Here is a 26762-nt window from a genome sequence, read left to right as displayed (position 1 = left end):
CTTAAGCGCTCACATATTTGTATCTGCGTAGACGTTTTTCATATAATTTAAATCCGTATTCGACAAGGCTACACAAAATTATATATACAAGAAAAATATCTATATAAGCTTCCACATAGTTATAGCCTACATTTGCCGCTACCTTCGCTTTTAATGTGATTTCCTGTAAGGACATTGCATATCCAAGTGATGTAGCTTTTATTAGATTCACGGTAGCTGTACAAATATTAGGTAATGCTACGACCAACGCTTGAGGTATTACGATTCTAAGGTAGGCTTGGAAATTTGAAAGTCCAACTGATTGAGCTGCCTCTAGCTGTCCTTTGTTGACCGTGCTTAAAGCCGATCTAAATACTTCTATCAATATAGCTGTAGTGCTGAAAGAGAATACGATAAAAGCGTACCAAATAGGGTTGATATCGTAGACGTTTATGTTGAGATTATACCTCTCAAAAAACAAGGAAAGTATTAAGGGGACACTCGCATAAACGATGAAAATTTGAATAATAATCGGTGTACCTCTTACGAAGGAAACGTATATTCTTGAGAACCAGTTTAATACAGGCACTTGATTGATACGTGTTAAAGCCAATAAAAAGCCTAAAGGTAGTGCAATAAGCAAAGCTACAACGGTAACGAGAAGCGTAATTGGTACACCGGATAATGCAATGAAGAATGTATCGATTAAAAATGTATAATTTAAACCTTCCGACATTATTTACACTCCTTAATTTGTGTTAATTGTATGCTTTCCTTTGCTAAATACTTTTTCAAGCTTTCCAAAGAACTTTTCGATAAGTATGGATAAAATCCAGTAAACTAGTGCAAGCGCGATAAATATCTCTAATGCATGTGTATTATAGTTTGCTGCAATGATTAAATTGGCTTTCCCAACGATATCGATTAGACCGATAGTATATGCAAGTGACCCCTCTTGAAGTAATGCGATAAGGCCATTTCCGAAGTTAGGAAGTGCAACTACAAGTGCTTGTGGGAAAATGATTCTTCTATATGCTTGAAAGGGACTTAAACCAACGCTAACAGCAGCTTCAAATTGACCTTTTTCTATGGACTCATAGGCTGATCTAATAACCTCTGCCATGATAGCTGCGAATTGTAAGGTGAAGGTAATGACGACAAATACTGCTGTATTTAAATCATGTAAATATAAACCGAAGTTATCGGCTAAAGCAGGTACACCGTAATACACTAAAAACAGTAGTACGATAGATGGTGTACATCTTAAAATCGTTATATAGAAGTTTGCTATTTTTTGAGCAATTTTACTCTTTCCAAGCTTCATCATAGCGAGAATCAAACCAAAAAAAGTACCGAAAATAATGGATAATCCAGCAACGACAAAAGTTACTTTTAAAAATGGAAGCAATATCGGAAGTGAGTTCCATATGTACGATACATCAAAGTATTTTTCCATATTGTGCATTATTCCCCCTATGATATTTTAAAGGCTACCTGTGCATCCTGCGCCAGGCAGCCTCTATCCCGAATAAACGGGCAGTGACACTTCCAATCCAAGGCTTTATTCTATAGTAACTACTTATAGGTGGAACAACTGCCCGTAAAACTCCTAAAATAAGGTGGGGTGAAGAAAACCCTACTAATTGTTGTTTTACGTTATAGGAATCTAACAATTATCTTTCAACTTGGTCTAACACTTCAAAAAGGTCTCGACCGTAGAACTCTGTACTGAGTTCATTTGTTTTCTTTTCTTCTTGTAATTGCTTAATAGCTTTATCGTAAGCATCTGCAAATTCTTGCTCTTTTTTGTTGAATAATGGCCATGTCTTGATAACTGCAAATTCATTGTAAACAACTTCATCTTTTAGATTATAGTAAGGACCAGTTTCATCTAAAACCTGTTTTTGGAATGGTCCTTCAATTATTACTCCGCCGTCAACACGCCCCTCATTGACCCATTGGATTACATCCACGGTAAATGCATCACCTGCATCTAGTTTTACAGGGTTATTAGGATTTGCTTTGTTGTATTCATCAATTACAGTATACTGCGCATTATTTGCGGCAATCGGTGCTAAAGAATATTCAGCAGTTGCAAAATCCTCTAACGATTTAATATGCTCATTTTCTTTTTTCAATACGAGACCTGCACTACTTAAACCAAGGAATTCCTTGGGGAAAATAAATTTTTCTGTGCGTTCCTCTGTCCAAAAAGCATTTTTCACACCAACCTGAAACTTGCCTTGCTCTACCCCGATTAATAGATCATCACTTGTAGTCCCTACATATTCAAATTCATATTCAGGTAGTAGTTCATCTACTAGTTTCATAATTTCTACATCATATCCAGTGGCGTTTCCGTTGTCATCCAACCATGAAATAGGTTTAGAGGCCATGTCATATGCTACTTTTACTTTGCGAACATCACCACCTTCTGATGAAGTAGAAGCCTCCCCGGAACTACAAGCCGCTAAAAAAGTTATGGATACTAAACCAACCGCCACTAATTTAAAATACTTATTCATGTTCATTCTCCTTATCCTTTTACTAAGTTTTTATTATTTACTTCTTCTAACGCTGAAAGTGCTAGTTTCTTAATAGTCATATCATCCATAGGAGGATTATGTAGTCCCGCTCGGACATCTCGATAATAGCGTTGTAGTGGATTAGTTCGCTGTAAGCTTTTGGCACCAACTAAACGCATTGCTTTATCAACAATAGTGATGGCTGAATTAGTGACTATATGCTTTGCCACGCTTACTTCATTAGAAAGTAGTTCTTTTGTAACATCATTGTCATAGGAAGTAGCAACTCCATAAATGACTAATCTTGCCTTCGTAAGCTCTAAATCTATTTCTCCTAAAAGCTGTTGAACGTTTGGCAGCTGTGCAATAGATCCGTTCAAGCTATTTGGTGAATGGGTATTGGCAAATTGTACTGCGTAGTCTCTTGCTGCCTGTGCGATTCCGAGATAGGTCGCTGGTATATGTAATAGCCACCCATTAATCTTTCCACCACTTGCGAACTCGGGGAGCTCTACTAGATTTGACTCATGAACGATTACGTTATTCAATACTAAGTCATTACTACTCGTTCCTCGCATGGATACAACATCCCAGGTTTCTTCAATGGAAAGGCCAGCTGTATTGCGAGGAATAAGGAAGAAACCAACTTTTTCTTTTTCCTCAATCCATGCAGATGTTAAAAAGTAGGATAGTACAGGGGATGCGGTCGTGAATATTTTACGTCCATTTAGTACCCAAGAATCTCCTTTTCTTATGGCTTTAGTTCCAGGCCTACCCCCACGCGTTGGGCTTCCAGTTTGAGCTTCACTGACAGAACGATTTATGAGTGCGCCATTTAATACTTCTGCTGCAAAAAAGTCGAGTTTCTCTTTTTTCCAAAGTTTGTTTTCAAATAGTTCACCAACAACACCTAAGCTCCAACCTACTGATAGGGCTGTGTTGGCATCAAAGCTAGCAAGTGTTTCTTGTAAAAGAACCATATCGTATACAGAAAATCCATTACCACCATACGATTCGGGTAGTGTAAGGCTTGCATATCCGATATTGATCAAATCATCCACGTTTTCTTTTGGAAAAATAGATTGTTCATCAATTTCGGCGGATTTACTTTTAAATTTTTCTTCTAACTCATATAACTGATTGATCCAATACTGCTGTTTTTCCGTTTTGATGTACAAGTTATTCACAGTTGTCGTCTCCTTTTGATTTTAATTATTCCTATTTGTTAAGTTGGTTTTAAATGCAAATAAAAAACCCTTTTGAAAATCAAAAGAGTAAGTAATTTTATGTACACTTATCTCTCAAGTTTCTTGCTGGAAGTAGCACCATACCATAGAAGTGGCGGTTGCTGAAGCATCATCGGACCAGTCCCTCAGCTTCTCTTAATAAGTAGTATGGAGTTGTGGGAATAATCGTACTACTTAATCTGCAAGAAGTCAATAGTAATTCTTATCGATTTAGTATGAATTAAGTGTTTGATTCTATTTTAGGGGTTTTTGAACTGTCATTCAGGGTATAAACAATAGTGTAGATATAAGTAGAGGAGGAGTTTGTTTGGATAAGAAAGTAACTGGAAATAGCAAAGATGAACAATTAGAAAAATTCCGTGTGGACGATCAAGGACAAGCATTGACTACGAATCAAGGACTAAAAATATCTGAAGATGAATTCTCTCTAAAAGCAGGAGAACGAGGTCCTACTTTGATAGAAGATTTCCATTTTCGTGAAAAAATGACGCATTTTGATCATGAGCGCATACCAGAAAGAGTAGTACATGCTAGAGGTTATGCAGCTCATGGGGAATTCGAATTATACGAATCAGCAAGTGAATTTACGAAGGCAAAATTCTTACAAACACCTGGCACAAAGACTCCAGTGTTTGTAAGGTTTTCTACTGTGGCAGGTTCACGTGGATCTGGTGAATTAGCTCGCGATGCTAGAGGATTCGCTACTAAGTTTTATACGGAAGAAGGAAATTATGATTTAGTAGCAAATAATATTCCTGTCTTTTTCATTCAAGATGCTATTAAATTTCCAGACCTGGTGCATGCTATAAAGCCAGAGCCACACAATGAAATTCCGCAGGCTGCGACTGCACATGATACGTTTTGGGATTTTGTTGCTAACAATCAGGAGACGGCACATATGATCATGTGGACAATGTCAGATAGGGCTATACCACGTAGCTTTCGTATGATGGAAGGGTTCGGTGTAAATACATTTCGTTTCATTAACGAGGCAGGTAAATCCCATTTTGTAAAATTTCATTGGAAACCACTACTTGGTACCCATTCAGTTGTATGGGATGAAGCACAAAAGATAAATGGGAAAGATCCGGATTTCCATCGTCGTGACCTATATGATGCGATTGACAATGGGGATTATCCTGAGTATGAATTTGGAGTCCAACTTATCGCAGAGGAAGACGAATTTAAATTTGATTTTGATATTTTGGATCCTACTAAACTATGGCCAGAGGAAGAGATACCAGTAAAAATTTTAGGGAAGATGACATTAAATCGTAACGTAGATAATGTATTTGCTGAAACTGAGCAAGTTGCGTTCCATCCAGGAAGTGTTGTACCAGGAATAGATTTCTCAAATGATCCACTACTTCAAGGACGATTATTTTCTTATACAGATACACAATTAATCCGTCTTGGTGGTCCTAATTTTCATGAGCTACCGATAAACAGACCTGTTTGCCCATTCCACAATAACCAGCGTGATGGATATGGAAGACAATCGATTAATGTGGGAAGAGTGAGCTATCATAAAAACTCTCTTGCTGGGAATACTCCGATACCTGTTAGTGAAGCTGAAGGTGGGTATTCGCATTATCAGGAGAAGATAGATGCTCGAAAAGTTCGTGCACGAAGTGAGAGCTTTAAAGACCATTTTTCGCAAGCTAAGTTATTTTGGAATAGCATGAGTAATCCAGAAAAAGAACATATTATTAGCGCATTTAGTTTCGAACTTGGTAAGTGTAAAGAATTGACTGTTCGTCAACAAGTTCTAGAGATGTTCGCGAAAGTTGATTTGGATTTATCGAATAAGGTAGCGGAAAATTTAGGACTTGTAGTGCAAGGTGTGAGTACTACAACTACTACAAAATCTTCCCCGGCACTTAGTCAGTTAAATACTTTTATGAAGCCACATACTAGAAAAATAGCTGTTTTAGTTGGAGAAGGGTTTGAAGAGGATTTACCTACAATTCTAGCAGATTTAAAAGCAGGCGGAACAATGCCAGAAATAGTGAGTGATCATCATGGATCAGTTGTTGGAGCTGATGGGACGTTGCTGCCAGTAGACCATACTTTCTTAACAGCTGATTCGGTATTATTTGATGCGGTATATGTAGCAAGTTTACATGGTAAAACAGCTATGTTTGAAAAAGAGGCTACGTATTTCATCAAGGAAGCTTATGCACATTTTAAACCGATTGGCGCTACATTTAGTGGTGAGCAACTAGTCGACAATCTTCACTTTACTGGTCAAGCTGGTGTACTCTCCAAAGAATCTGGGAAAATTTTCGTGGACAGTTTCTTAAAAGCTATTGCTACGCATCGATTCTGGAACAGAGCAGTATAAATATCAAGTGGGCATGTCCAACTATTAGGACATGCCCATTTTACATAGAATATAAATTATATAGTGTTAGTGAGAAAACCTTTGACCATTTTTCTTTGTGTATAATATAGACAGAGGTTTACAGATACTGAGTAGAAGCAAAAGCAGAGGAGGAAATTTCATGCATTATGTAATAATCGGTGGTGATGCAGCTGGGATGAGTGCAGCTATGGAAATTGTACGTAACGATCCAGACGCTCAGATTACAACGCTAGAAAAAGGGCATATCTATTCCTATGGGCAGTGTGGATTACCCTATGTAGTCGGAAAGCATGTTCCTTCTTCAACAGATGTAATAGCTCGAAGTGTAGAAATGTTCCGAAGTAAGTATGGGATTGATGCAAAAACAGGATACGAAGTGACGAAGGTGGATCACATAAATAAAACTGTATTAGGGGAAATCTTACAAACTAAGGAAAATTTTATATTAAATTATGATCGTTTACTTATAGCAACTGGTGCGACCCCAGTTATCCCAAAATGGGATGGTGGTCATTTATTAGGGATTCATACGATTAAAACGATTCCAAATACAGAGGCGATTATCTCAGATCTAGAAAATGTTCAGCAAGTTACAATAATTGGTGGGGGATACATCGGGCTAGAAATGGCAGAGAACTTTGTGGGTATTGGGAAAAAGGTGCGAATTATTCAAAGAAGCAATCAGCTTGCTGGTATATTTGATAACGATGTAGCATCTTTTATACATGAGCATGCAAAGGAAAATAATATAGAAGTATTATTAAATGAAGAAGTTCAATCGTTAAAGGGAGTTAATCGGGTAAATACGGTTATAACAGACAAAGGGAGTTATCCAACTGACTTAGTCTTAGTGGCTGTCGGAGTTAAACCAACAACTGAATTTTTAAAGGGAACTGGCATTGAAATGCAACTAAATGGGGCAGTTGTAGTTAATAATCATTTAGAAACGAATTTAGATAGTATTTATGCGGCGGGAGATTGTGCAACTCATTTTCATCGTATTAAAGAATTGAATGATTATATCCCTCTAGGAACTACTGCAAATAAACAAGGGAGAATTGCCGGATTAAATATGATTGGTCAACGGACAGAGTTTAAAGGTATAGTTGGCACATCCATCATGAAATTTTTTAATTTGGCACTTGGAAAAACAGGTTTATCTGAGAAAGAAGCAAAAAAGCTTGGTATTTCATATGAAGTCCATGTTCAGGAATCAACGGACATCGCAGGCTATTATCCGGGCAAGGAAACGATGCATATAAAACTGATCTACAGTGTTGGTGACCAACAACTTTTAGGTGGCCAAATTATTGGTGGAAATGGTGTAGATAAAAGAATTGATGTATTAGCAACAGCTCTTTATCATCAAATGACCTTTTCTGAGTTATTGGATCTTGACCTTGCATATGCTCCTCCGTTTAATGGAGTTTGGGATCCGTTACAGCAATTGGCAAAACGAAATACTGTAAAGAAATAAAAAAAGTAATGTTGACTATTTCCATTTTGTTGCATATACTAAAAAAAATAATTAGTAACTAGCGAAGAAAAGGACATGAATCATTTTAACTTTCTTATCAGAGAATGGGGTCACCGACTGAAAGCCCTTAAAGAAAAGCGAATGATTTACCACCTTGGAGCAATTATGGGGAACGCATTTATGTAATTATCCATAATCGGGAAACCGTTATCTTATATGAGAGCAAGCATCTATTTGTGTTGCAAATTAGGGTGGAACCACGACCACACTCGTCCCTTTACCGGGATGGGTGTGGTCTTTTTGTATTATGGAAAGTCAGTAAAAAATGATAATTTAATATTCAAGCGAAGAAAAGGACATGAATTATTTAAAATTTTCTTACCAGAGAATGGGGTCACCGACTGAAAGCCCTTAAAGAAAAGCGAATGATTTACCACCTTGGAGCAATTATGGGGAACGCATTTATGTAATTATCCATAATCGGGAAACCGTTATCTTATATGAGAGCAAGCATCTATTTGTGTTGCAAATTAGGGTGGAACCACGACCACACTCGTCCCTTTACTGGGATGGGTGTGGTCTTTTTTTAGGTGAAATTTAATTAAATTGGAGGAATTAAAATGTCAGTTAAATCAGAAGAAAGAGTTAATCATCAAAATTTAGGGCAGAGATTAGAACTGTTTATGTCGATGGAAGAAGCACCTGGTATGCCGTTTTATCTACCTAAAGGGATGATACTGCGGAATGAACTTGAAAATCTATGGAGAGAAAAGCATCAACGATCAGGCTATCAAGAGATTAAAACTCCCATTATGATGAAGCAGGAGCTTTGGGAAAAATCAGGGCATTGGGATCACTACCATGAAAATATGTATTTTGCAGACGTAGATGATCAAAAGTATGCGATTAAACCAATGAATTGCCCAGGAGCTGTCTTAATTTTTAATAGCAAACGAAGAAGCTACCGAGAGCTGCCTATTCGATATGCGGAACTTGGTCTGGTCCACCGCCATGAATTATCAGGGTCTTTGAATGGATTATTACGAGTTCGAGCATTTACTCAGGATGATGCTCATCTATTTGTTTTGGAGGAGCAGATTGAAAGTGAATTAGCAAAGGTGCTAGATCTTGTAGATGAATTTTACTCAGAATTTGGCTTTAGCTATAAAGTAGAGCTATCTACGCGCCCAGAGAATTATATGGGGTCAGTAGAGGCGTGGGGTAAAGCAGAGCTAGCATTAGAAACTGTTCTTCAGAGTAAGGGGGTAGAATATCAAATAAATGAGGGAGATGGTGCATTTTATGGTCCGAAGATTGATTTTCATATTTTAGATGCCTTGGGACGTAGTTGGCAATGTGGGACTATTCAACTTGATTTTCAAATGCCTGAGAAGTTTGGTTGCCAGTATATAGACGAGAACAATCAATTACAACAACCAATTATGATCCATCGTGCGATTTATGGATCCGTTGAACGATTCATGGCTATTTTGTTGGAGCATTTTCAAGGTAGCTTTCCGCTGTGGTTATCCCCAATCCAGGTCAAGGTATTACCCATTGCCGATGCGCATATTGAGTATGCGGAGGAGGTAAAGCAACAGCTAGAACAAGAGGGATATCGAGTGGAGGTAGACAATCGGGTAGAAAAAATTGGCTTGAAGATACGTGAAGCGGCTATGCAAAAGCATCCTTATATGCTCATTGTAGGCGATCAAGAAAGAAAAAATAATGCAGTTTCTGTTCGCAAACACAAAGTAGGTATTTTAGGTGAGATGAGTATTTCAGCTTTTATAGAGGAATTGAAAAGAGGAGACAAATAGCCCTAGAGTGCAGCAATTAAACTCTGCTACTATAAATGTTTGTTGCTCCTTCTGGATAGACAATTCTAAATAAGCTTTAAGTGAATAAATACTGTACCAATTGTCTTAATAACTCAAAAGAGCACAAGTATTCACATTATTGAAAAGGAGTTTCCATACTTTATAACGAATGAATAAAGACAGAGTAAGGAGGTAGTTATGAGAAAGTGGTTATTGTTATTTGGGGGTCTTGCTATTCTAGTTGGTAATGTATGGGGCATCTATTCTATGTATCAGCCGAGAGTAGGGCCAATTGGGAACGGGAAAATTGCGGACCAGGTCTGGGTTAGTATATCTATAAGTTCACTGACGGGGTTATTTGTTATAGCACAATCTGTAGTTTTTTTTCTATATGATAACCATAAAAAAAGATTTCCAAGATTGGAAACAGAACGTTTTTTATTGCGCCCAATTGAAATAAGTGATGCAAAGGACGTATATCATTATTTTTCACAAGACGAGGTCACCAAGTATTATGACTTAAATACGTTTAAGGACATAAGGGAAGCAAAAGTATTAATAGAAAACTGGCAAAAGCGATACCATAAAAAAGAGGGGTTTCGCTGGGGAATTGCTACGAAGGAAGACAATAAAATTATTGGTAGCTGTGGTTATCACAATTGGGAGAAGGAACATTTTAAAGCAGAAGTTGGTTTTGAAGTGACACCAGAGTTTTGGCGAAAAGGGGTTATGACTGAGGTTTTAGAGCCTGTTTTACGTTACGGTTTCGAGGCAATGGAGTTAAATCGAATTGAAGCACTCTATGATCCCGAAAACTTAGCCTCAAAAAAGACACTAGAAAAAGCAGGCTTTGTATATGAAGGAGTTTTAAGGCAATCAGCGTTTGAAAAGGGATATTTTTGTGATGCGGCAATTTGTTCCTTATTGAAAAAAGAGAATGTGCCGCAGCACAAACTCTTTAATATCTAACCCAGCTAAGTCCTGTTGTTCCTTCACCAGCGTGGACTCCAACACAAGCACTAAGAGGAAGAACAACTACTTTTAGTTTAGGGAATTCTTGTAGCAATTCTTCTTTCCAAGTTCTAGCATCAATCGTATTGTTGCAATTAATAACCGCAACTTCTGGAACTTTGGAAATTTTCATGTCGTTTCGTAGCAAATTCATTACATAATTCTTCGCTCTTTTATCTGCACGAACCTTTTCTTTCATCACAACTTTTCCGTTATCAAAGGAAATAACAACTTTTATATTTAAAAGGTTACTTAGAAAAGCTTTTGTTCCAGATACACGACCACTTTTATGGAGTTGCGTTAAGCTGGATGGTATAAAGGAAAGTTCGGAGTTATTTGTCATATTTTCAATATGAGCAACAACCTCCTCTATGTCGTGATTTTCTTCCATCATACGCTTACCGACTTCTAGCATTTTGACCATTGGATATGATCCTATTTTAGAGTCAATTGAATACACTTGAAAGTTTGCCATTTTTGAAGCAGTTTGTGAGCTATTATAGGTTCCTGACAACTCACTGGATGTGTGAACAGCAACGGCACAGTCGTATCCTTTTGCTTTTAAATCTTCATATAATTGCACCATCTCACCGATTGGAGGCTGTGAAGTTTTTGGATGAACCTTTGCTTTGCGTAACTTGTCGTAAAATTCGTCATGCGTCATTTCAACTGTTTCTTTAAAAGCACCATCTTCAAATACGATATTCAAGGGAAGGACATAAATATTATGTTTTTCAATGAAAGTTGGGTCTAATAAAGCGGCGGTATCAGTAATCCAAGCAACTTTTTTCTGCATAATTTTAAGGGCTCCTTTTTTGCAATCCTATTAGCGCTAATTTACATCAGACTTAATATTAGCAATAGTGTTATATGTCATATTTTGTAGGTATTTCGGAGTCTAGTACATATTTTGAACATAATTTCAAAGGAGAGTGAATCATGAAGCAAACATTACCACAGGAGGTACATAAATTAATGCAAGTGTTTTTGCATTTATTGAACACATATTTAACTAAGGATTTAATTGAAGGAGTCTATATTTATGGTTCTACTGCAATAGGAGCATTTGAACAGGAGAAAAGCGATATTGACTTTATTGTGTTATTGAAGCGAACGGCAAATAAAAAGGAAATAGAAATTCTGGATGATATTCATGTTCAATTAACAAATGAAAACCTTGGAGCACGTATGGATGGAATGTATATTTTAAAAGCCGACATAGGGAAAACAAATAGTGTCTTAGCTCCCTATCCTTACTATTCGGATGGAAGTCTAGAGGTTGGTCATTGGGATGTTAATCATATAACCTGGTGGGTTTTAAAGGAGTACGGAAATGTACTACAAGGAACACCAATTATAGAACTTGGCATTGCTACTAAATGGGAAGATGTCTTCAACACATTAAAATATAATATTAATGAATATTGGTACAGTAAGGCGAAAGAAATAAGGGGTTCAGTTTCAGATGAAATGGTGGAATTTGCTACGACAACTATTTGTAGAATTCTTTACTCTTTAGATAAAAAAGAGATTATTTCAAAGAAAATAGCATTAGAAAACGGAATAGATACGTTGCCTGAACGGTGGAAACCTTTATTGATGGAGGGTCTAAGAATACGTTCATCTAGACAAACTGAGTCATTATTTAATACAGAAAGTTTCCGTGCAGAAGCTTGTCGAGATTTTGTTTTTTTTGCGCATGAATTATGTAATGATAAATATTTCCTGGAGGTATAAGAATGGAGTTTAGACAATTAGTAGGTAAAGATGCGAGTGCGTATTGGGAGTTAAGACTAGAAGCATTGCAAAATAGTCCAGAAGCTTTTGGCACGAGCTATGAGGAAGCGATTCTACGGGACAATCCAATTGAACGAGTAAAAGATAATTTTAAAGTAAAGGAAAATTATACATTTGGAGCTTTCGAACAACATACATTAATTGGTGTAGTTACTCTATTACAAGAAAGTACTTTAAAGATGAGGCATAGAGCTAATATTTTCGCTATGTATATTAGTCCAAATGCCCGAGGAAAAGGTATTGGCAAGGCGTTAATGGAGATGGCAATTGAACATTCCAAAGAAAGTGAAGAAATTCAAAAGATAAACCTATCTGTCGTATCAAGCAATAAGGCAGCCAAGAATCTGTATCTTCAATTAGGTTTTAAAGTATTTGGTACAGAAGAGATGGCATTAAAGATAGGGGATAATTATTACGAAGAACAGCATATGTCACTTATTTTAGAATAGAGGGTGGAATTATTATGACTAAAAAACCAGAACTGAAATATCCGATGTTTCAAGCACCAGTACGTTCTATTTTTGAAAAGTTTTCTCGTGAGAAGGATGTTGCGTTAGTTTACGGAGAGCCCATTGTTATGGAGAATAAGCAGGTTTTACCTGTTGCCAAAGTAAACTATTTTGTGGGAGGAGGAAGTGGTGGGCAATTGGATGAAGAACAGGCTGTGTCAATTGGACAAGGAGAAGGAGGCGGAGGTATTTTTTCCATTAAGCCAATTGGGGTATATGAGATTACTGATAAAAAAGTTATATTCAAGCCTATTCTTCCCGTTAATTTGATTCTCACATTCGTTGCGGTTATGTCGTTTGGTTTAGTTTTACTTATAAAGAAAAAACGTTGACTTTACTGTGCAACGTTTTTTCTTTGTTTGTACCACTGATATAATGTTAGTAACAATATAGCAACAATTGCCCCGGATGTATCCAATATGACATCCTGAAGGGAAGCAGTCCGACCGCGTGTAAAAGATTGACGAAATTCATCAGCGATGGCAAGAAACATAGTAATTACGACCACGGTGGCCTTTCGATACTTAATTCTTGATAGTGCAATATAGATGGCTAAAGCAATTACTCCAAAATAAACGAAATGTGTTCCTTTTCGTATCAAAAATTCTAAAAATGCATAGTAACCACGCTCTTCCACCGAAACGAGAATACCCCAATATGGAACTTGAAATATAGAAAGAAAAGACTCTAAAGGTTTGTTAGGTAGCCATGCCTTTAAAACTTCCTGCATAGATTGCTGTTCAGCTGTTTGTCCTGATGCCAAAAATACAACAACAAGTAAAAGTAAAAGAGGTATAAGTTTTTTCATATACTGACATTAGCATAAAAACGAGGAATTTTCATGTGTGAAATTGTTGTTACAGTTAGAGAGATAGCTATGGTACACTGGTGGTAAGTGAATAATTTTCGCAGGGAAAAGGTGCTAACTTGTTAGCTTAATTTGGGAATTCGGTTAAAATCCGAAGCTGTTTCCGCAACTGTAAATGCTGATGAAATAAGAAAAATACCACTGTTGATTAGTCAATGGGAAGGTTCTTAGAGTAAATGGATGCATGAGCCAGGAGACCAGCCTTTTCTTGAACGTATAGATACTCTTCGGAAGTTAAGGGATTGTACGGCACGTTTCTATTTTTCTTTTTTATTTTCTCGATAAATAGGTATCACGCCGCCCTAATTTGGGTGGCGTTTTTTTGTGCTGTTAACTAACTAAGTATTGTATGTCGGAAAGTTCGCAAACGAGAGGAGAGGAGGTAAAAAGATGAAAAAAGATATCCGCTATATTTGTTATCCATTTATGCGTGAGACTCCTTCTACTGTAGATTTTGAAATTCGAACGGATTCATTGACTACACGAATTGGATTAGCGGCATCTTTGACCAAGGATGTACCAAAGGTTTACGAGGATCTAATGTATTTGGCGCCAATGGCTTACCATTTAAACGGGTCCGTTCGAGGTAAGGTTGCCATAACAGAAGGTGATTTACAGTTTCTAAGCGATATGTACGACTTCTATGTGGAGGAAGTAAAAGGAAGAGTAGATATATTTGTACTACCACAAGGTACAACTGCTGCTTGTGAATTACACGTTTGTAGAAGTGAAGCAAAGAAGTCAGTTAGAGCTCTACATAAAGTTTCATTAGAAAGGGAAGTACCTGAGATTTTATTTGACTATGCACAGTTATTGGCAAACGTGTTGTTTGCTATGGCTGTTTATGTTAATAAACATCATGCTGTGGAAGAAATTCAATTTGTCAGTAAGTCGTATCCAATGAGAAAAAAGAAGCAAATGGAGGAATAATAATATGAAGAAAAATCATGTATTTAATTGGTTAGCAGTGCTGCTATTTTCGTTCTTACTTGTTGGCTGTTCTGCAGAAGAAACAACAACTGTAGAGAAACAAGAGGAAGTAGTAGATGAAGTAAAAGAATACACAGTAACAGATGATGCTGGTAATGAGGTTGCATTTGAAGAAGTACCCGAAACGATTGTTTCTCTTCAACCAAGCAATACAGAAATTCTTTTTGCGTTAGGAGTAGGGGATAAAATTGTAGGTGCAACAGAATATGATACATATCCAGCGGAAGCGCTTGAAATTGAACGAGTATCTGATTCAGTTGCATTTAATGCGGAACGAATTACAGAACTGAACCCTGACGTAGTAATCGCTTATACAATCGGTCAAGAAGAGGCTTTACAACTATTAGAGGAAGCTGGATTAAAAGTTTTTGTTATTGAGTCTGCGACTTCTTTTGAGGATGTATACGGAGATATTAAGCAGCTGGCTACAGTAATGGGAGTTGAGGAAAAAGGGCAGGAAATTATTACTTCAATTCAAACTACTATTCAAGAAGTTCAAGAAAAAGTGGAAACTGCTGCCGTATTAAAAAAAGTATATTATGAGATTAGCCCATCGCCAGATATTTATACAACGGGAAGTAAAACGTTCCAACAAGAAATTTTAGCTGCAGCATCTGTCGACAATGTGTTTAGCGATCAAGAAGGATGGATTAGTGTATCAGAAGAAGATGTTATTGCCAAAAATCCAGAAATTATTTTAACAACTTCAAATTATATAGAAGATGCAACTGGCGAGATTAAATCTCGTGCTGGTTGGGACAAGATCCCAGCTGTACAAAATGACTCCGTATTTTTAGTAGACGGCGACGTTATATCTAGACCTGGGCCGCGTATTGGTGAAGCAGTAGAACTGGTTGCTAAAACAGTGTATCCAGAATTATTTAAATAACATTCCAAACTCGTCTTAAATTTGTGGCAAGATGACTTTGGGAAATGAGAACTATATTATATGGAAACCCGAGGGATTTGTGCTCCTCGGGTCTTTGTTATTATTTAATCGGTATCCAAATTTCTGAATAACAGTTTGGGCTGGTAGGGTCGTCAGTAGAATATACTTCTAATTCTGGTGTTCCTGCTGGCTCATATGGATTGGATGGAAACCACTCGGAATATATTTGTTTCCATGTATTTTGCATGGCATCTGGCATCGCACCGTGTACCTCGAACACAACCCACTTAGATGCCGGAATTGTAATAGCTGATAAATTTTCTGGTACTTCGCCCACATAATCTGCTGCAATCCAGTAATCGATTAAGCTATTCTCTTGATATGCTTCGTCTGCAACGCAAACACCAAGTACACCTTTAATTGCTCCGTTGTTTAATTGGAATAGCAAATCATCTGTACCGTCCGCATTTACATCATCCCAAAACAAAGGTATACCTTGAGTATTTTCTCCGTTCTTACAATTGTAGCTTCTTTTCACTCCGACAGCTTGAAAGCTATCTTTTTCTAAAATTTTGTACTTCATTGGCTCAGCTCCTTTTAAATTTACCTGAATAACAAGGCGGTTATAGGAATTTATTTTCCCTATATTTTTTCGTGCTTCACTAGGCGTTATACCGTGTTGTTTACGGAATGCTTTAGTGAAAGATTCAGGAGTGTCGTAGCCGAATTTGTAGGAGACATCGATAATTTTATTGTCTGTATTCAGCAGTTCTTGTGCAGCTAAAGTGAGTCTTCTTCTTCGAATATAGTCTGCGAGTGACATATCCGTTAAGATGGAAAACGTCCGTTGGAAATGAAAAGCAGAAGAATTAGCTTCCTTAGCAATTTGTTCTATTGATAAGTCTTCTAGTAAATGATCTTCCATGTAACTTATTGCTTGTTGAATCGACTCTACCCATCCCATTGGCTTCACTCCTAATATGTATTTTAGTGAAAAACAAAGAGGTAAGCCTGTCATTTTGTGCGGTTATTGGACTGCTTAGACCTCTGTAATTAGCTCGATGATTTCTTTAGGACGTACATCCAGTGAGGATAGATCTTTAATATCTAACCAAATCGGTTCATAACCGCCTCTTTGAGGAGATGAATCTGTATATTCTTCACCGATTCCGGGTCCAAATTTTCCTCCTATTATATCTGCTAGAAAAAAATGTTGATTACCACTTTGTTCAAGAATCTTAAAAGGACGCTGGATTCTTACATGTACGCCTATCTCTTCATATGTTTCGCGAATCGCCGCTTGCTCTGGAGTTTCTCCTTCTTCTAATCCTCCCCCTGGAAACACGTAATACGTCATATGAGGTTTCGTTCGTTTAATGAGTGCTACTTGGCCGTTTTCAATAATTATGGTTGCTCCACGATCTCTAATTTTTCTCACCATCCTACGGAAATAAAGGTATCTTATATTATATAGCGAAATAAGATAAAGAAGTTATAAAAAGGGGTGCTAATATGGAAATTTTAAATATCCAAAATGAATCTGATTTGTTTAATGAATCAGTGGAAATATTTTGGGAGCAATGGGGAAATGAAACGAACTATGATTTTTACAAGGATTGTATGAGACATTCAAGTAAAGAGGAGGATGCTATACCAAGATTTTATATTGCTATCGAGGGTAAGGAAATCATTGGTACTTATGCGTTGCTTCGAAATGACATTAATAGCAGACAAGATTTGTTCCCTTGGTTAGCCTGCTTATATGTAAAGCCGGAGTATAGAGGAAGGTCAATTGGTAAAAGTCTCTTAGAACATGGATTGAATGTGAGTGCACAGCTAGGATACAAGAAGCTTTATTTATCTAGTGATTTAGAAGGGTACTATGAAAACTATGGTTGGGTAAATTCAACCATTACTTACGGACCTTCTGGAGGCTCCATTAAGGTTTATGAAAAAACGACTAGTGAAAAAGAAGGTTTAGAAATTTAACTTATTTGAATCAATTTCATAATTACTTGTTTCATTTAAAAATGCGAATGTTTACTTAATATCGCACGGAACAGCGCGAGCTGAAAGCCCCGCAGGAGCATATGTTTTCGAAGTGACGAGGAGATTGAAGCCGTGCCCGTGGAAAGCGTCCGCCTAGAGCGGAAATCAGCGTTTTTCGGATTTAACTATACAATATTCTTTATGAAATTGACTCATTTATGAAATTAATTCGTTATTGCCGAAATAAAAGAGAACATGAGGAGTTATTTAAAAGATAACTCCTCATGTTTTTTATGCTTAAAGGATATTTTCAATATTTGTCTAATAGTATGAGTATGAACTTATTGAAAAGGAGGGATTGGGTGGAGAAGAGTGAACTTCTTGAAAAGAGAATAGAGCAATTAGAAGAACGAGTTCGATTTTTAGAAGAGCAAATACATACTAAACCAAATATCTCTCAACCTCATCGACCTGTCATACAGCAACAACAAGTGAAAAAGCCTGTTGAATGGGATGTACTAATCTTTCAGAAAATACTGCCTCCCTTATTTATTGTCGTATTTATAATGGGAATAATTTGGGGATTCAAAGCGGTGTCAGATTACGGTTTTTTACAACCGGCCGTAAAAGTAATCATAGGTTATGTCGTTGGTTTTGTATTAATCGCATTAGGTATATGGCAAATTAAAAAAAGTCGTAAGAATTTAGGGCATATGCTCCTTGGTGGCTCTATTCCAATCCTAATGTTGACCACTTTTGCGATGCATCAGCTTTATAATATATCCGGACCTACAGTAGCACTTATTTTCAATCTTATTTGGATTGCATTAGGATTATTTTTTACCTATAAGTATCGCTCACAAGGAATTGGAATTGTAGCTATAGTTGGGGGCGTATTTGTTCCATTTCTGATAAAGAGCACTTTGCCCAATATTCCATTGTTTTCTTTATATGAAACAGTTCTTTTCACAGTATTTCTATGGATCTCCTTAAAATATTCCTACAAGGCACTATATTATATTTCGGTAATTTTCTTACAGGTCGCAATATTAGTTTTCTTTATTTTTACAAATGTACCTGACGCATATAAATGGATCGCAATGCTTCCCGTATTCGCGCAACATGTTGCTTTATTGGTTAGTCTTTTGAAGACAAAGCAGATGTTAAAGGAACAAGCGTATACGCTATTTTCAATTATGCTATTAACTGTCTTATGGATAGGTATAATATTTACGGACAACGAAGCAACAGCTTTAATGGTAATTATTACGCTAATTTATGGAATTTGTTATTATGTATATCAAAAGGATTCTATTCGTACACCTATTTTTATCGCGAATGGATCAGTTGCTTTGTTAAATATAATGCAGCTTCAGCTAGATAATTTGTTGTTTGAAGGGATAATTGGGTTGAGCTATATATACTTCTTTGTATATAAAAGTTTCAAACATATTTTACATCTAATTCTTTTGAGTATTAGTTATATCGTGGCTTTCTACTATGTGCTATCTTTTTCAATTATGAGTTGGATATCATGGGAAATGCTACACTGGATAGTATTTTTAGTAGGTACAGTTTATGGAGTTTATTTACTATCTAGAATTTTTATAGAGAAAACTGTCATAAATATTGGAGTATCATTTATCGCGATTATGATTTTATACTTTTTGCATATGGTTGCTACTTTACTTTCAGGGGATATTGGTAGCAATGCCGAGCGAGTCATTACTAGTTCTTTATGGATTATAGTGGCTATCTTATTTATGGTAGTTAGTCGTTTTTCATTGCCTCAAGGTAAGTATGTCGGTGTCAGTATTCTGTTTGTGACGTTAGCGAAAATCATATTGTTCGATATTTCATTTGTATCTGTAGCTATTAAGGCATTCTTATTTATAGTTCTGGGAGTGGTTGGACTACTCGTGTCACGGGCTTATTATAAAAAGTAGTTATCGAAAGGAGTCAGAAAATGGCTAAATATGAAGCAAAGATGAAAGAGACAGATGCTAGTGTAATTGAATTTATAGAGGCAGTCGATAATACGAAGAAACGTGAGGATGCATACAGGCTTTTAGAAATTTTTGAGAAGACCTCAGGCTATAAAGCTAAGATGTGGGGACCGAGCATTATTGGTTTTGGAACTTATCATTATAAATACGCTTCAGGTCACGAAGGAGATGCTCCTTTAGTGGGATTTTCACCGAGAAAGGCAAAGATTAGTTTATATATTACGACTGGGGACACGGCACGAGAAGAAGCTCTCAAACGCTTCGGGAAATATACAGCAGGAAAATCATGCGTATATATAAACAAAGTCGAGGATGTTAATGAAGATGTTTTAAAGGAAATGATTACAAAATCAATCGCATTCCTGCAAGAATTATACCCAAATCAATAGTATATAAATGGAAGTTAATGTATTTATTTTGCTAGTTTATAAGGGTTTCATGTATAATGTTACAGTATAAAATTTAGCTTAGCGAAAGAGAGTGGGACTTATGGGTCGTAAGTGGAATAATATTAAAGAAAAGAAAGCTTCCAAAGATGCTAATACTAGCCGCATTTATGCGAAATTTGGTCGTGAAATATATGTTGCTGCAAGACAAGGTGAGCCTGATCCTACATCTAACCAAGCGCTTAAAGTAGTATTGGAACGTGCAAAAACATACAGTGTGCCTAAGCATATTATTGATAAAGCGATTGAAAAAGCAAAAGGCGGATCAGAAGAAAGCTTTGATGAGCTTCGTTATGAAGGTTTTGGACCGAATGGTTCTATGGTAATTGTAGATGCACTTACAAATAACGTTAACCGTACTGCATCCGATGTACGTGCTGCATTTGGTAAAAATGGCGGTAATATGGGTGTTAGTGGTTCAGTTGCTTATATGTTTGATGCAACTGCAGTTATTGGCTTAGAAGGTAAAACTGCTGATGACGTACTAGAAATTTTGATGGAAGCAGAAGTAGACGCGCGCGACATTTTAGAAGAGGAAGATGCAGTAATCGTCTATGCAGAGCCAGATCAATTCCATGCCGTACAAGAAGCATTAAGAACGGCGGGTGTAACGGACTTCACAGTCGCGGAACTAACAATGCTTGCGCAAAATGATATTGCTTTAGATGCAGACGCTCAAGCACAATTCGAGAAAATGATCGACGCAATTGAAGATTTAGAAGATGTTCAACAAGTCTACCACAATGTAGATTTAGGAGAATGATAGATATGAAGGTTGTTTTAAAGCAGATTTCTGCTTTGAAGCAGCCTTTTTTTTAAATAAAACGTTAGTGGAACAGGGACGAAGTTAGAATGTCCGATATTCTATAGGGGTGATTATTGTTTGAATAGCAAAAAAATAATGCATGTTGGTATCGTTTTTATTCTTTTTGTCCATATATTATTTCCGATTAAAACATTTGCAGATTGGTCATATTCATTCGTCGTGTGGGAGGGTTCTGTGTATGTTATCACGGACGAACGGGTCAATGAGGTGGATAAAGAAATTGGACATGTTACAAAGTATTCGGATAAGGAAGGAACCTATTCTGGAAATTTCTCGAATACCTATCAGAAAGGAACTAAGTATTTTTCTATCCAAGGAATAACCACAGATAAAGCGATTGCTATACAGGAGGAAGTTGGAACATATATTAAGGCCACAAGAGATGGGGAGTATGCTGCTAATAAATTTGGTACAAGAAATATAAGTTCCCCGGTTTTTATTGGCTCAATTTTACTGGTTATCCTACTTGCTATTGTAGGAATTAATTATTATGGAAATAAAAGAATGGAGTGAATTGGAGGGTACTCTAACAAAAGAAAAACAAATATACGACATCGGTGGTGATTGTTTATTGAATACAGCACTTGTAACTGTAATTCATGACCAGAAGGGAAAAGTATTCAGCTTTTTAAGGAACATAAAAAAGAATTGGAACAAATTTATTCGAAACTTTTTATTGCTATTAGTGAAGAAACTTCTAGAGGATTAATTACAGAAATTGAAAAAGTAAATTTAACGTTAAGATTATTCCTAAAAAAGGAGTAGCAAATGCAAGAAGGGAAGCATTGAAATTTGCATTTTGGGGAATTAGTGATTTCTATCATTACTGTGATTTTGATAGGATTTTAACATGGGTTAAGTGCTACCCAAAGGAATTAAGAGAAATAGTAGAGGACATACCTACCTATGATTATTTAATACTAGGAAGGACAGAAAAAGCTAAGAACTCCCATCCAATAGAATGGATTGAAACTGAAAAAATAACAAATCATATATTCTCTCTAGAACTAGGAAAAGAAGTAGACATAACTGCTGGTTCCTGTGCTTTTTCGCATGGAAGTGCAAAATTTATAAATAGATATTCAAAAGCTATGATGACAGATGCAGAATGGGCAATGATTACTTGGAGAATGGCCAAAAAACAATTAGATTTCCGTGCTGTTGAAGGGTTAGAGTATCATGAAGACATAAATGGTTTGAATTGGAATGTTAGTGAGTCAGATAAATGGTTTAATCGTTTAAAGCTTAGTCTGATTATAAGTGAAACGGCAAGGGAAATAGGTAAGGGGTGAGAAGGAGTCATGAAATTTTAAATGGAGGAGCTACGATTTCCTACACTTTTGTCAGTTTTTCCTATTTAGATCCTCAATGCATCAATGAATTAGAAAACAAATAAACAGCCTTTCCTACTTTACAGGAAAGGCTATTTTCGTATTATATAAGTCAATTTTTAATATGCCTTTATAAATTGATTTATAAAGCTGACTTTTTTCTCCGATAGTTCCATTGTTGAAATTGGAATCGAACGAAACAGCCTATGCAAAACCCTACTAATGCAATGGATGCAGCTAGACCGACCATAATAGCTGCTGTATTGAAAAGTATTGACCAATTCAATAGAAAGCTGATGCTAGCTACTAACAAAAAGCCAACAGCAAGCCACTGATTGAACCGAAGTTGCGCATAGTCTTCTTGTATATACTGGTTGGCGGGTTTAGATAAAAACCTTTTGGCCACAACTAGTATAGGGTGGAATCCTATCAATAAACTTGATATATTTGCAACTAAGGGGATTAGCAAAATCCATGCAGTTTGAGTTATAAGCGAGATAATTACAGATAATACAATTGTCCATTGATTTATCATTACAAGAGGTTTGGGGATTGTTTTCATATTAAAACCTACTTTTCTAATTGGATTTATTAGATTATAAAATGATTACCATGAAAAGTAAACAGAATAACATACACTGACAAATTTCCCGGGAAATTGCCAAGATAAGATTTAAAACGACAGAATTTGAATAAAATAAAGGCAGTCCCTATGGAGGGGCTACCTTGTAAACTATCCCTTTTTTAATTCATTTATCTTCTTAGTTAATTCATTAAATTGTACATCTAGCTTGTTATATTTTGGATCCTTACTCTTTAAGAAACTAAGTTCTCCAAGTACGGCCTGTCGTTCTGTTTCTAATGTTAAAAGTTCTTTTTCGAGATGTGATTCATTGTTTTTATGCATCCACTCGTTATAATTCATTTCCAACTTTCGAATTGATTTATTTTCAATTACAAGCAACTTGTTCGTTAGCTTTTCTAAAAAATATCGATCATGTGTTACGAGTAAAATGGTCCCCGGGTAAGTCGAAAGAGTTTTTTCTAGTTGCTCACGGGAAGGAAGGTCTAAATGGTTCGTTGGTTCGTCTAATAGTAATACGTCCTTTTGATCGAGCATAAACTCCATTAGCTTCAGCTTCACTCTTTCCCCCATGCTCATAGTTGATATGGATCGCGACCAGTGTTCTTTTGAAAAGCCTAAATTTGTCATGAGTGTTTGGATACGTCCTCTTGCTTTATAGTCGGTTGGTCCAAAAAATTCAAATGGCGTTTGATCTTCTGGTAAGTCGAAAACAGTTTGGCGTAAATAGCCAATATTCATAGATTCGGTTTTCCAAAGTTCTCCTTGAAAGCTTTCTTCCCCTAAAAGCATGCGAAAAAATGTCGATTTTCCACTGCCGTTTGAACCCAATAATCCTACGCGTTCCCCGGCTAGTATGGTGAATGAAGAATTTTGAAAGAGTGTTCTTTTCTCAAAGTCTTTCCTCAAATCTTTTACTTCTATGACGCGTTTACCTTTTTTCTTGTTTCCCTCAATGGAAAATGACACATCTTTTTCTATGTCTGGTTTATCTATAGTATTTTTGGTGAGTTCCAGTTCAAGCCTTTTCTTTTTGGAGCGTATTTGAACGTCCATTTTCTTCGCTTTCACACGATAGTATTCTTTGTTGAATTCTTGCTTGGTGGATTCTGCATGTGCTTTGGAAGACCAGTTTTTCAGCTCGGTAATTTGATTCTCGACCTGCTGTATTTTCAATTGTTGAGCATCATATAGCCTTTGTTGAGTCAGTAGCCGCTCTGCTTTTTTATCCCTATAAGTCGAGTAATTCCCTGTGTATACCGTCAAGTTTTTGTTTTCAACTTCCCATATATAATCTGCTACCTCATCTAAGAAGTAACGGTCATGTGATACTAAAATACATGTGCCACTTTGGGAGAGGATTTGTTTTTGTAAGAAGGATAAGCTATCTTGATCCAAATGATTAGTAGGTTCATCTAGCAATAAAACTTGAGAATTCTCTGCAAACACACGAGAAAGCCTTCTTTTCATCTTTTCTCCGCCACTAAGATGAGCATATTCCCTTTCTTCTGGAACAGCCCATTTACTGAAATAGGATCTTTCATCATGTTCATATTCTGTTTGATCAAATTGCTCGTCTTCCTGCTTGAAGTAGCTGATAGAAGGGGATTTTCCAATCCATTCCACTTTACCAATAGTAGGAAGGGCTTCTTTAGAGAGAACGGTAAGCAGTGAAGATTTTCCTTCTCCGTTTCCACCAACAATTCCAATCACGGCATTTGCCGGTATATCTACATTTACGTTTTGTAATATTTCATTATCCCCAAATGTAATGCTAATATTATTTAGTTTTCCTAATAAAGTCATTCAAACAACTCCTCTTTGGAGGAATAAAAAAATCCCTCCGAATGATACGGAAGGATGTTGCTGACCATGTAGAATATACGAAAAAACACTACACATTCACTTCAGTGTAGAGAATATCATTCGTATTATTTTGAATAATGGGCAGACTAATCCTATTTCCGTTTGCGTTCTAAATATTTTGTTCTGCACGAAGCAGCAAATATTATGCAAGAAATAAGATTATAAAATCATTGTCCACCCATCATCCCTTCGAATTTGTTAATTGAATTATAGCATATTCCCATTAATTTGTGGTAGAAATGTTACCTGTTAAACTTTGAAGTCCATAATCGTCATCTGTTCGACGATGCTGTATGAACCAAATGGCTACAATTAATACTATACCTATTATAGTGGTAGTAATCTCGGGTAAGATAAGCATGATACCTGCTATAAAAAGAATAAATCTTTCCCAGATCTTTGAGTTTCGAATAAAATATCCTATCATCGAACTGCTGATAGCAACCATACCAATAACCGCAGCAATCACTGAGAATACTAGCATAACTGGTTCGATTTCTACCATTACTAGAATTGGATTGTAAATGAAAATAAATGGGACGATAAACGCAGCGATTGCCAATTTCACAGCAATCATTCCAGTCTTAAATGGATTTGCACCTGCTATACCAGCTCCAGCATACGCAGCTAAACATACTGGAGGGGTTATGTCGGCGGCAATTCCAAAATAGAAGACGAACAAATGAGCAGCTATTGGCGCCACTCCGAACTCATTTATAAGCACGGGAGCTGCAATTGTTGCGGTCACAACGTAATTTGCTGTTGTTGGTAGACCCATTCCAAGAACAAGGCATGCAATCATAGTGAAGAATAGAGCAAGAATTAGATAACCATTCGACAGCTCAATTACTCCAGCTGCAAACTTTGAGCCAAGACCTGTCATACTAACAACTCCTGCAATGACGCCAGCTGTTGCTACAGCAGCTATGACGGGAAGTGCTACTCTGGTACCTTGTTCTAGGACGTTTATAGTCTTTCTAAACGACATTCTTGTTTCTTGGCGAACAAGGCTAACTAAAAATGCAGTAACAACTCCAAAAAGAGCAGCTCGTTGCGGTGTGAAGCCATACATAATCGTTCCGATGATAACAATTAGTGGGAGTAGCATAAACCAGTTTTTTTTCATAAGTTTTCGAAAGGACGGTAATTGAGATTTTGGTAAACCGTGTATTTTTAATTTCTTTGCCTCAAAGTGCGTCCCAATGAAAATTCCAGTGAAATAAAGAATAGCTGGAATAAGTGCTGCCAACATTATGGTTCCATAAGAAACTCCTAGATACTCCATCATAATAAATGCTGCTGCCCCCATCATTGGTGGCATGATTTGCCCGCCGGTAGATGCTGCTGCTTCGGTTGCACCTGCAAATTCAGGTTTAAATCCTGCATTCTTCATCATTGGAATCGTAAAGGATCCGGTTGCAACAGTGTTTCCGACAGAACTTCCGGATACAGAACCTTGTAATGCACTTGCTACTACGGCAGTTTTTGCAGTTCCCCCTGTATAGCGGCCGGTTAAAGCGAATGCTAAATCATTAAAGAATTTCCCAATATTCGTTTGCACAAGCATTACGCCAAAAAATAAGAAGAGGAAAATAAATTTTGCTGAAATCTGAATAGGAGTTCCGAAAATACCGCTTTCCTTATACCAGAGAGCAGTTGCAGTTCGATCAATTGAAAAACCAGGGTGTGAAAGAATTTGTGTAGGGACAAATTTACCGTAAATTGCATATAAAATCGCTACTGATGCTACTATTACAATTGGAAGACCAACAGTTCTTCTTGTAGCTTCAAGCACTAGAAGGATGCCTAGTAAGGAAATAATTATATCTAGGGTATTGTATCCTGAAATTCGGCTCTGAAGAATCGATTCATAAAAAAAAATCTTGTGGTAAGTTACATACATTGCCAAGAAAGCTAAGGAAATATCATACCAGGGTATTTTTTTTTGTACTTTTAGCATCCCTTTTTTAACGGGATATAAAAGAAATATAACCCCCAGTGCGGTACCAAGATGTACTGCCCCTTGCTTTTGGGAGGGAAGAGTACCAAAATACGCTGTGTATAGATGGAACACGGTGAGAGACACTCCTAAAAATGTGACAACCCATGCCCATTTACCGATATTTGTACGAAACTGATTTTCTTTATCGTATTTTTCTAAAATATCCTGTGCACTGATAGGCTTCTGTTCCTGCATTTTTCCACCTCACCTTTAAATTCATTGACTTAAACTAGAAG

At 36.7% G+C, this 26762-nt stretch carries 27 protein-coding genes and 2 riboswitches; of the genes, 16 read left to right on the top strand and 11 right to left on the bottom strand.

Translation table 11 applies throughout. From position 1 onward, the window contains the following. Position 1: 1 nt before the first annotated feature. From MKY29_RS20130 to MKY29_RS20115, 4 genes are all read right to left on the bottom strand, one after another. Positions 2-715 (bottom strand): amino acid ABC transporter permease, encoded by a 714-nt coding sequence (locus tag MKY29_RS20130; RefSeq protein ID WP_090565985.1) that lies wholly within the window; start codon positions 713-715, stop codon positions 2-4. 12 nt (positions 716-727) lie between these two features. Then, positions 728-1435 carry an amino acid ABC transporter permease gene (locus MKY29_RS20125; RefSeq protein WP_090566544.1) on the bottom strand — a complete coding sequence of 236 codons (708 nt, stop codon included), beginning with the start codon at positions 1433-1435 and terminating at the stop codon, positions 728-730. Between the two features lie 217 nt (positions 1436-1652). Beyond that, positions 1653-2504 (bottom strand): transporter substrate-binding domain-containing protein, encoded by an 852-nt coding sequence (locus MKY29_RS20120; protein WP_340880640.1) that lies wholly within the window; start codon positions 2502-2504, stop codon positions 1653-1655. A gap of 11 nt (positions 2505-2515) precedes the next feature. After that, positions 2516-3691, bottom strand: a complete 1176-nt coding sequence (locus MKY29_RS20115; protein ID WP_340880639.1) for an acyl-CoA dehydrogenase family protein — start codon at positions 3689-3691, stop codon at positions 2516-2518. 104 nt (positions 3692-3795) lie between these two features. Beyond that, positions 3796-3896, bottom strand: a riboswitch (SAM riboswitch). A gap of 162 nt (positions 3897-4058) precedes the next feature. Here MKY29_RS20115 and MKY29_RS20110 point away from each other — a divergent pair. The 4 genes from MKY29_RS20110 (at position 4059) to MKY29_RS20095 (ending at position 10382) form a co-directional block, all read left to right on the top strand. Then, positions 4059-6095, top strand: a complete 2037-nt coding sequence (locus MKY29_RS20110; protein WP_090565995.1) for a catalase — start codon at positions 4059-4061, stop codon at positions 6093-6095. A gap of 160 nt (positions 6096-6255) precedes the next feature. Then, entirely contained in the window at positions 6256-7593 is a 1338-nt protein-coding gene (locus MKY29_RS20105) for an FAD-dependent oxidoreductase (RefSeq protein ID WP_340880638.1), read from the top strand. 620 nt (positions 7594-8213) lie between these two features. Next, on the top strand, positions 8214-9413 hold the full coding sequence (gene thrS, locus MKY29_RS20100) for a threonine--tRNA ligase (protein WP_340880637.1): 1200 nt from the start codon (positions 8214-8216) through the stop codon (positions 9411-9413). 198 nt (positions 9414-9611) lie between these two features. Then, positions 9612-10382: a GNAT family N-acetyltransferase gene (locus tag MKY29_RS20095; RefSeq protein ID WP_340880636.1), complete on the top strand. Its 771-nt coding sequence runs from the start codon at positions 9612-9614 to the stop codon at positions 10380-10382. Here MKY29_RS20095 and MKY29_RS20090 read toward each other — a convergent pair. Then, positions 10372-11220 carry a DegV family protein gene (locus MKY29_RS20090; RefSeq protein ID WP_340880634.1) on the bottom strand — a complete coding sequence of 283 codons (849 nt, stop codon included), beginning with the start codon at positions 11218-11220 and terminating at the stop codon, positions 10372-10374. The genes MKY29_RS20095 and MKY29_RS20090 overlap by 11 nt on opposite strands. A gap of 143 nt (positions 11221-11363) precedes the next feature. On the opposite strand from MKY29_RS20090, the gene MKY29_RS20085 reads away from it, so the two are divergent. The 3 genes from MKY29_RS20085 to MKY29_RS20075 are packed head-to-tail and all read left to right on the top strand — an operon-like array spanning position 11364 to position 13062. Continuing rightward, positions 11364-12161, top strand: coding sequence for an aminoglycoside adenylyltransferase domain-containing protein (locus tag MKY29_RS20085; RefSeq protein WP_340880633.1), 798 nt, complete (start codon positions 11364-11366; stop codon positions 12159-12161). A gap of 2 nt (positions 12162-12163) precedes the next feature. Further along, positions 12164-12670 carry a GNAT family N-acetyltransferase gene (locus MKY29_RS20080; protein ID WP_340880632.1) on the top strand — a complete coding sequence of 169 codons (507 nt, stop codon included), beginning with the start codon at positions 12164-12166 and terminating at the stop codon, positions 12668-12670. A 14-nt stretch (positions 12671-12684) separates the two neighbouring features. After that, on the top strand, positions 12685-13062 hold the full coding sequence (locus MKY29_RS20075; RefSeq protein WP_269922655.1) for a hypothetical protein: 378 nt from the start codon (positions 12685-12687) through the stop codon (positions 13060-13062). A gap of 2 nt (positions 13063-13064) precedes the next feature. Here the strand turns inward: MKY29_RS20075 and MKY29_RS20070 are convergent, their stop codons facing one another. Next, complete coding sequence (locus tag MKY29_RS20070) at positions 13065-13538, bottom strand: VanZ family protein (RefSeq protein WP_340880631.1); 474 nt, start codon at positions 13536-13538, stop codon at positions 13065-13067. Between the two features lie 92 nt (positions 13539-13630). After that, positions 13631-13818: riboswitch (cobalamin riboswitch) on the top strand. Positions 13819-13988: 170 nt separating this feature from the next. Here MKY29_RS20070 and MKY29_RS20065 point away from each other — a divergent pair. Together MKY29_RS20065 and MKY29_RS20060 are read left to right on the top strand one after the other, a co-directional pair. Then, positions 13989-14528 carry a hypothetical protein gene (locus MKY29_RS20065; RefSeq protein WP_090566018.1) on the top strand — a complete coding sequence of 180 codons (540 nt, stop codon included), beginning with the start codon at positions 13989-13991 and terminating at the stop codon, positions 14526-14528. Positions 14529-14532: 4 nt separating this feature from the next. Beyond that, on the top strand, positions 14533-15477 hold the full coding sequence (locus MKY29_RS20060) for an ABC transporter substrate-binding protein (protein ID WP_340880630.1): 945 nt from the start codon (positions 14533-14535) through the stop codon (positions 15475-15477). Between the two features lie 100 nt (positions 15478-15577). Here MKY29_RS20060 and MKY29_RS20055 read toward each other — a convergent pair whose 3' ends face one another. Both MKY29_RS20055 and MKY29_RS20050 read right to left on the bottom strand, forming a co-directional pair. Beyond that, positions 15578-16441, bottom strand: coding sequence for an AraC family transcriptional regulator (locus tag MKY29_RS20055; RefSeq protein WP_340880629.1), 864 nt, complete (start codon positions 16439-16441; stop codon positions 15578-15580). Between the two features lie 75 nt (positions 16442-16516). Continuing rightward, positions 16517-16915 (bottom strand): NUDIX hydrolase, encoded by a 399-nt coding sequence (locus MKY29_RS20050; RefSeq protein WP_340880628.1) that lies wholly within the window; start codon positions 16913-16915, stop codon positions 16517-16519. A gap of 74 nt (positions 16916-16989) precedes the next feature. Here MKY29_RS20050 and MKY29_RS20045 point away from each other — a divergent pair, with 74 nt between their 5' ends. From MKY29_RS20045 to MKY29_RS20015, 7 genes are all read left to right on the top strand, one after another. Further along, the gene (locus MKY29_RS20045) at positions 16990-17466 is read left to right on the top strand and encodes a GNAT family N-acetyltransferase (protein ID WP_340880627.1); all 477 of its coding nucleotides are present in this window, start codon (positions 16990-16992) and stop codon (positions 17464-17466) included. Positions 17467-17828: 362 nt separating this feature from the next. Beyond that, positions 17829-19412, top strand: coding sequence for a DUF2339 domain-containing protein (locus MKY29_RS20040; RefSeq protein WP_340880626.1), 1584 nt, complete (start codon positions 17829-17831; stop codon positions 19410-19412). Between the two features lie 20 nt (positions 19413-19432). Further along, positions 19433-19861, top strand: a complete 429-nt coding sequence (locus tag MKY29_RS20035) for a DUF1801 domain-containing protein (protein ID WP_093495708.1) — start codon at positions 19433-19435, stop codon at positions 19859-19861. A gap of 100 nt (positions 19862-19961) precedes the next feature. Beyond that, positions 19962-20681: a YebC/PmpR family DNA-binding transcriptional regulator gene (locus MKY29_RS20030; protein ID WP_093495707.1), complete on the top strand. Its 720-nt coding sequence runs from the start codon at positions 19962-19964 to the stop codon at positions 20679-20681. A gap of 120 nt (positions 20682-20801) precedes the next feature. Then, positions 20802-21257: a hypothetical protein gene (locus MKY29_RS20025; protein ID WP_340880625.1), complete on the top strand. Its 456-nt coding sequence runs from the start codon at positions 20802-20804 to the stop codon at positions 21255-21257. After that, positions 21235-21453 carry a hypothetical protein gene (locus tag MKY29_RS20020; RefSeq protein ID WP_340880624.1) on the top strand — a complete coding sequence of 73 codons (219 nt, stop codon included), beginning with the start codon at positions 21235-21237 and terminating at the stop codon, positions 21451-21453. Before MKY29_RS20025 ends, MKY29_RS20020 begins: the two co-directional genes overlap by 23 nt. 76 nt (positions 21454-21529) lie before the next feature. Then, a complete protein-coding gene (locus tag MKY29_RS20015) occupies positions 21530-22036 on the top strand; it encodes a hypothetical protein (RefSeq protein WP_340880623.1) in 507 nt (168 codons plus the stop codon). A 181-nt stretch (positions 22037-22217) separates the two neighbouring features. Here MKY29_RS20015 and MKY29_RS20010 read toward each other — a convergent pair whose 3' ends face one another. The 3 genes from MKY29_RS20010 to MKY29_RS20000 all read right to left on the bottom strand — a co-directional run bounded on the left by MKY29_RS20010 (position 22218) and on the right by MKY29_RS20000 (position 26721). Beyond that, positions 22218-22637, bottom strand: coding sequence for a DUF4395 domain-containing protein (locus tag MKY29_RS20010; RefSeq protein ID WP_340880622.1), 420 nt, complete (start codon positions 22635-22637; stop codon positions 22218-22220). Positions 22638-22808: 171 nt separating this feature from the next. After that, positions 22809-24464 carry a ribosomal protection-like ABC-F family protein gene (gene abc-f, locus MKY29_RS20005; protein WP_340880621.1) on the bottom strand — a complete coding sequence of 552 codons (1656 nt, stop codon included), beginning with the start codon at positions 24462-24464 and terminating at the stop codon, positions 22809-22811. A gap of 283 nt (positions 24465-24747) precedes the next feature. Further along, on the bottom strand, positions 24748-26721 hold the full coding sequence (locus MKY29_RS20000; RefSeq protein ID WP_340880620.1) for a TRAP transporter permease: 1974 nt from the start codon (positions 26719-26721) through the stop codon (positions 24748-24750). Positions 26722-26762 lie beyond the last annotated feature (41 nt).

The sequence above is a fragment of the Psychrobacillus sp. FSL K6-2365 genome, assembly GCF_038003165.1.
GTDB lineage: Bacteria > Bacillota > Bacilli > Bacillales_A > Planococcaceae > Psychrobacillus > Psychrobacillus psychrodurans.
This window is presented reverse-complemented; position numbering and strand designations above follow the sequence as displayed.

Coding starts and splice junctions, on each gene's coding strand:
- MKY29_RS20130 (WP_090565985.1), bottom strand. CDS start 715: ATGTCGGAAGGTTTAAATTATACATTTTTAATCGATACATTCTTCATT.
- MKY29_RS20125 (WP_090566544.1), bottom strand. CDS start 1,435: ATGGAAAAATACTTTGATGTATCGTACATATGGAACTCACTTCCGATA.
- MKY29_RS20120 (WP_340880640.1), bottom strand. CDS start 2,504: ATGAATAAGTATTTTAAATTAGTGGCGGTTGGTTTAGTATCCATAACT.
- MKY29_RS20105 (WP_340880638.1), top strand. CDS start 6,256: ATGCATTATGTAATAATCGGTGGTGATGCAGCTGGGATGAGTGCAGCT.
- thrS (WP_340880637.1), top strand. CDS start 8,214: ATGTCAGTTAAATCAGAAGAAAGAGTTAATCATCAAAATTTAGGGCAG.
- MKY29_RS20095 (WP_340880636.1), top strand. CDS start 9,612: ATGAGAAAGTGGTTATTGTTATTTGGGGGTCTTGCTATTCTAGTTGGT.
- MKY29_RS20090 (WP_340880634.1), bottom strand. CDS start 11,220: ATGCAGAAAAAAGTTGCTTGGATTACTGATACCGCCGCTTTATTAGAC.
- MKY29_RS20085 (WP_340880633.1), top strand. CDS start 11,364: ATGAAGCAAACATTACCACAGGAGGTACATAAATTAATGCAAGTGTTT.
- MKY29_RS20080 (WP_340880632.1), top strand. CDS start 12,164: ATGGAGTTTAGACAATTAGTAGGTAAAGATGCGAGTGCGTATTGGGAG.
- MKY29_RS20075 (WP_269922655.1), top strand. CDS start 12,685: ATGACTAAAAAACCAGAACTGAAATATCCGATGTTTCAAGCACCAGTA.
- MKY29_RS20070 (WP_340880631.1), bottom strand. CDS start 13,538: ATGAAAAAACTTATACCTCTTTTACTTTTACTTGTTGTTGTATTTTTG.
- MKY29_RS20065 (WP_090566018.1), top strand. CDS start 13,989: ATGAAAAAAGATATCCGCTATATTTGTTATCCATTTATGCGTGAGACT.
- MKY29_RS20060 (WP_340880630.1), top strand. CDS start 14,533: ATGAAGAAAAATCATGTATTTAATTGGTTAGCAGTGCTGCTATTTTCG.
- MKY29_RS20055 (WP_340880629.1), bottom strand. CDS start 16,441: ATGGGATGGGTAGAGTCGATTCAACAAGCAATAAGTTACATGGAAGAT.
- MKY29_RS20045 (WP_340880627.1), top strand. CDS start 16,990: ATGGAAATTTTAAATATCCAAAATGAATCTGATTTGTTTAATGAATCA.
- MKY29_RS20035 (WP_093495708.1), top strand. CDS start 19,433: ATGGCTAAATATGAAGCAAAGATGAAAGAGACAGATGCTAGTGTAATT.
- MKY29_RS20030 (WP_093495707.1), top strand. CDS start 19,962: ATGGGTCGTAAGTGGAATAATATTAAAGAAAAGAAAGCTTCCAAAGAT.
- MKY29_RS20020 (WP_340880624.1), top strand. CDS start 21,235: ATGGAAATAAAAGAATGGAGTGAATTGGAGGGTACTCTAACAAAAGAA.
- MKY29_RS20010 (WP_340880622.1), bottom strand. CDS start 22,637: ATGAAAACAATCCCCAAACCTCTTGTAATGATAAATCAATGGACAATT.
- abc-f (WP_340880621.1), bottom strand. CDS start 24,464: ATGACTTTATTAGGAAAACTAAATAATATTAGCATTACATTTGGGGAT.
- MKY29_RS20000 (WP_340880620.1), bottom strand. CDS start 26,721: ATGCAGGAACAGAAGCCTATCAGTGCACAGGATATTTTAGAAAAATAC.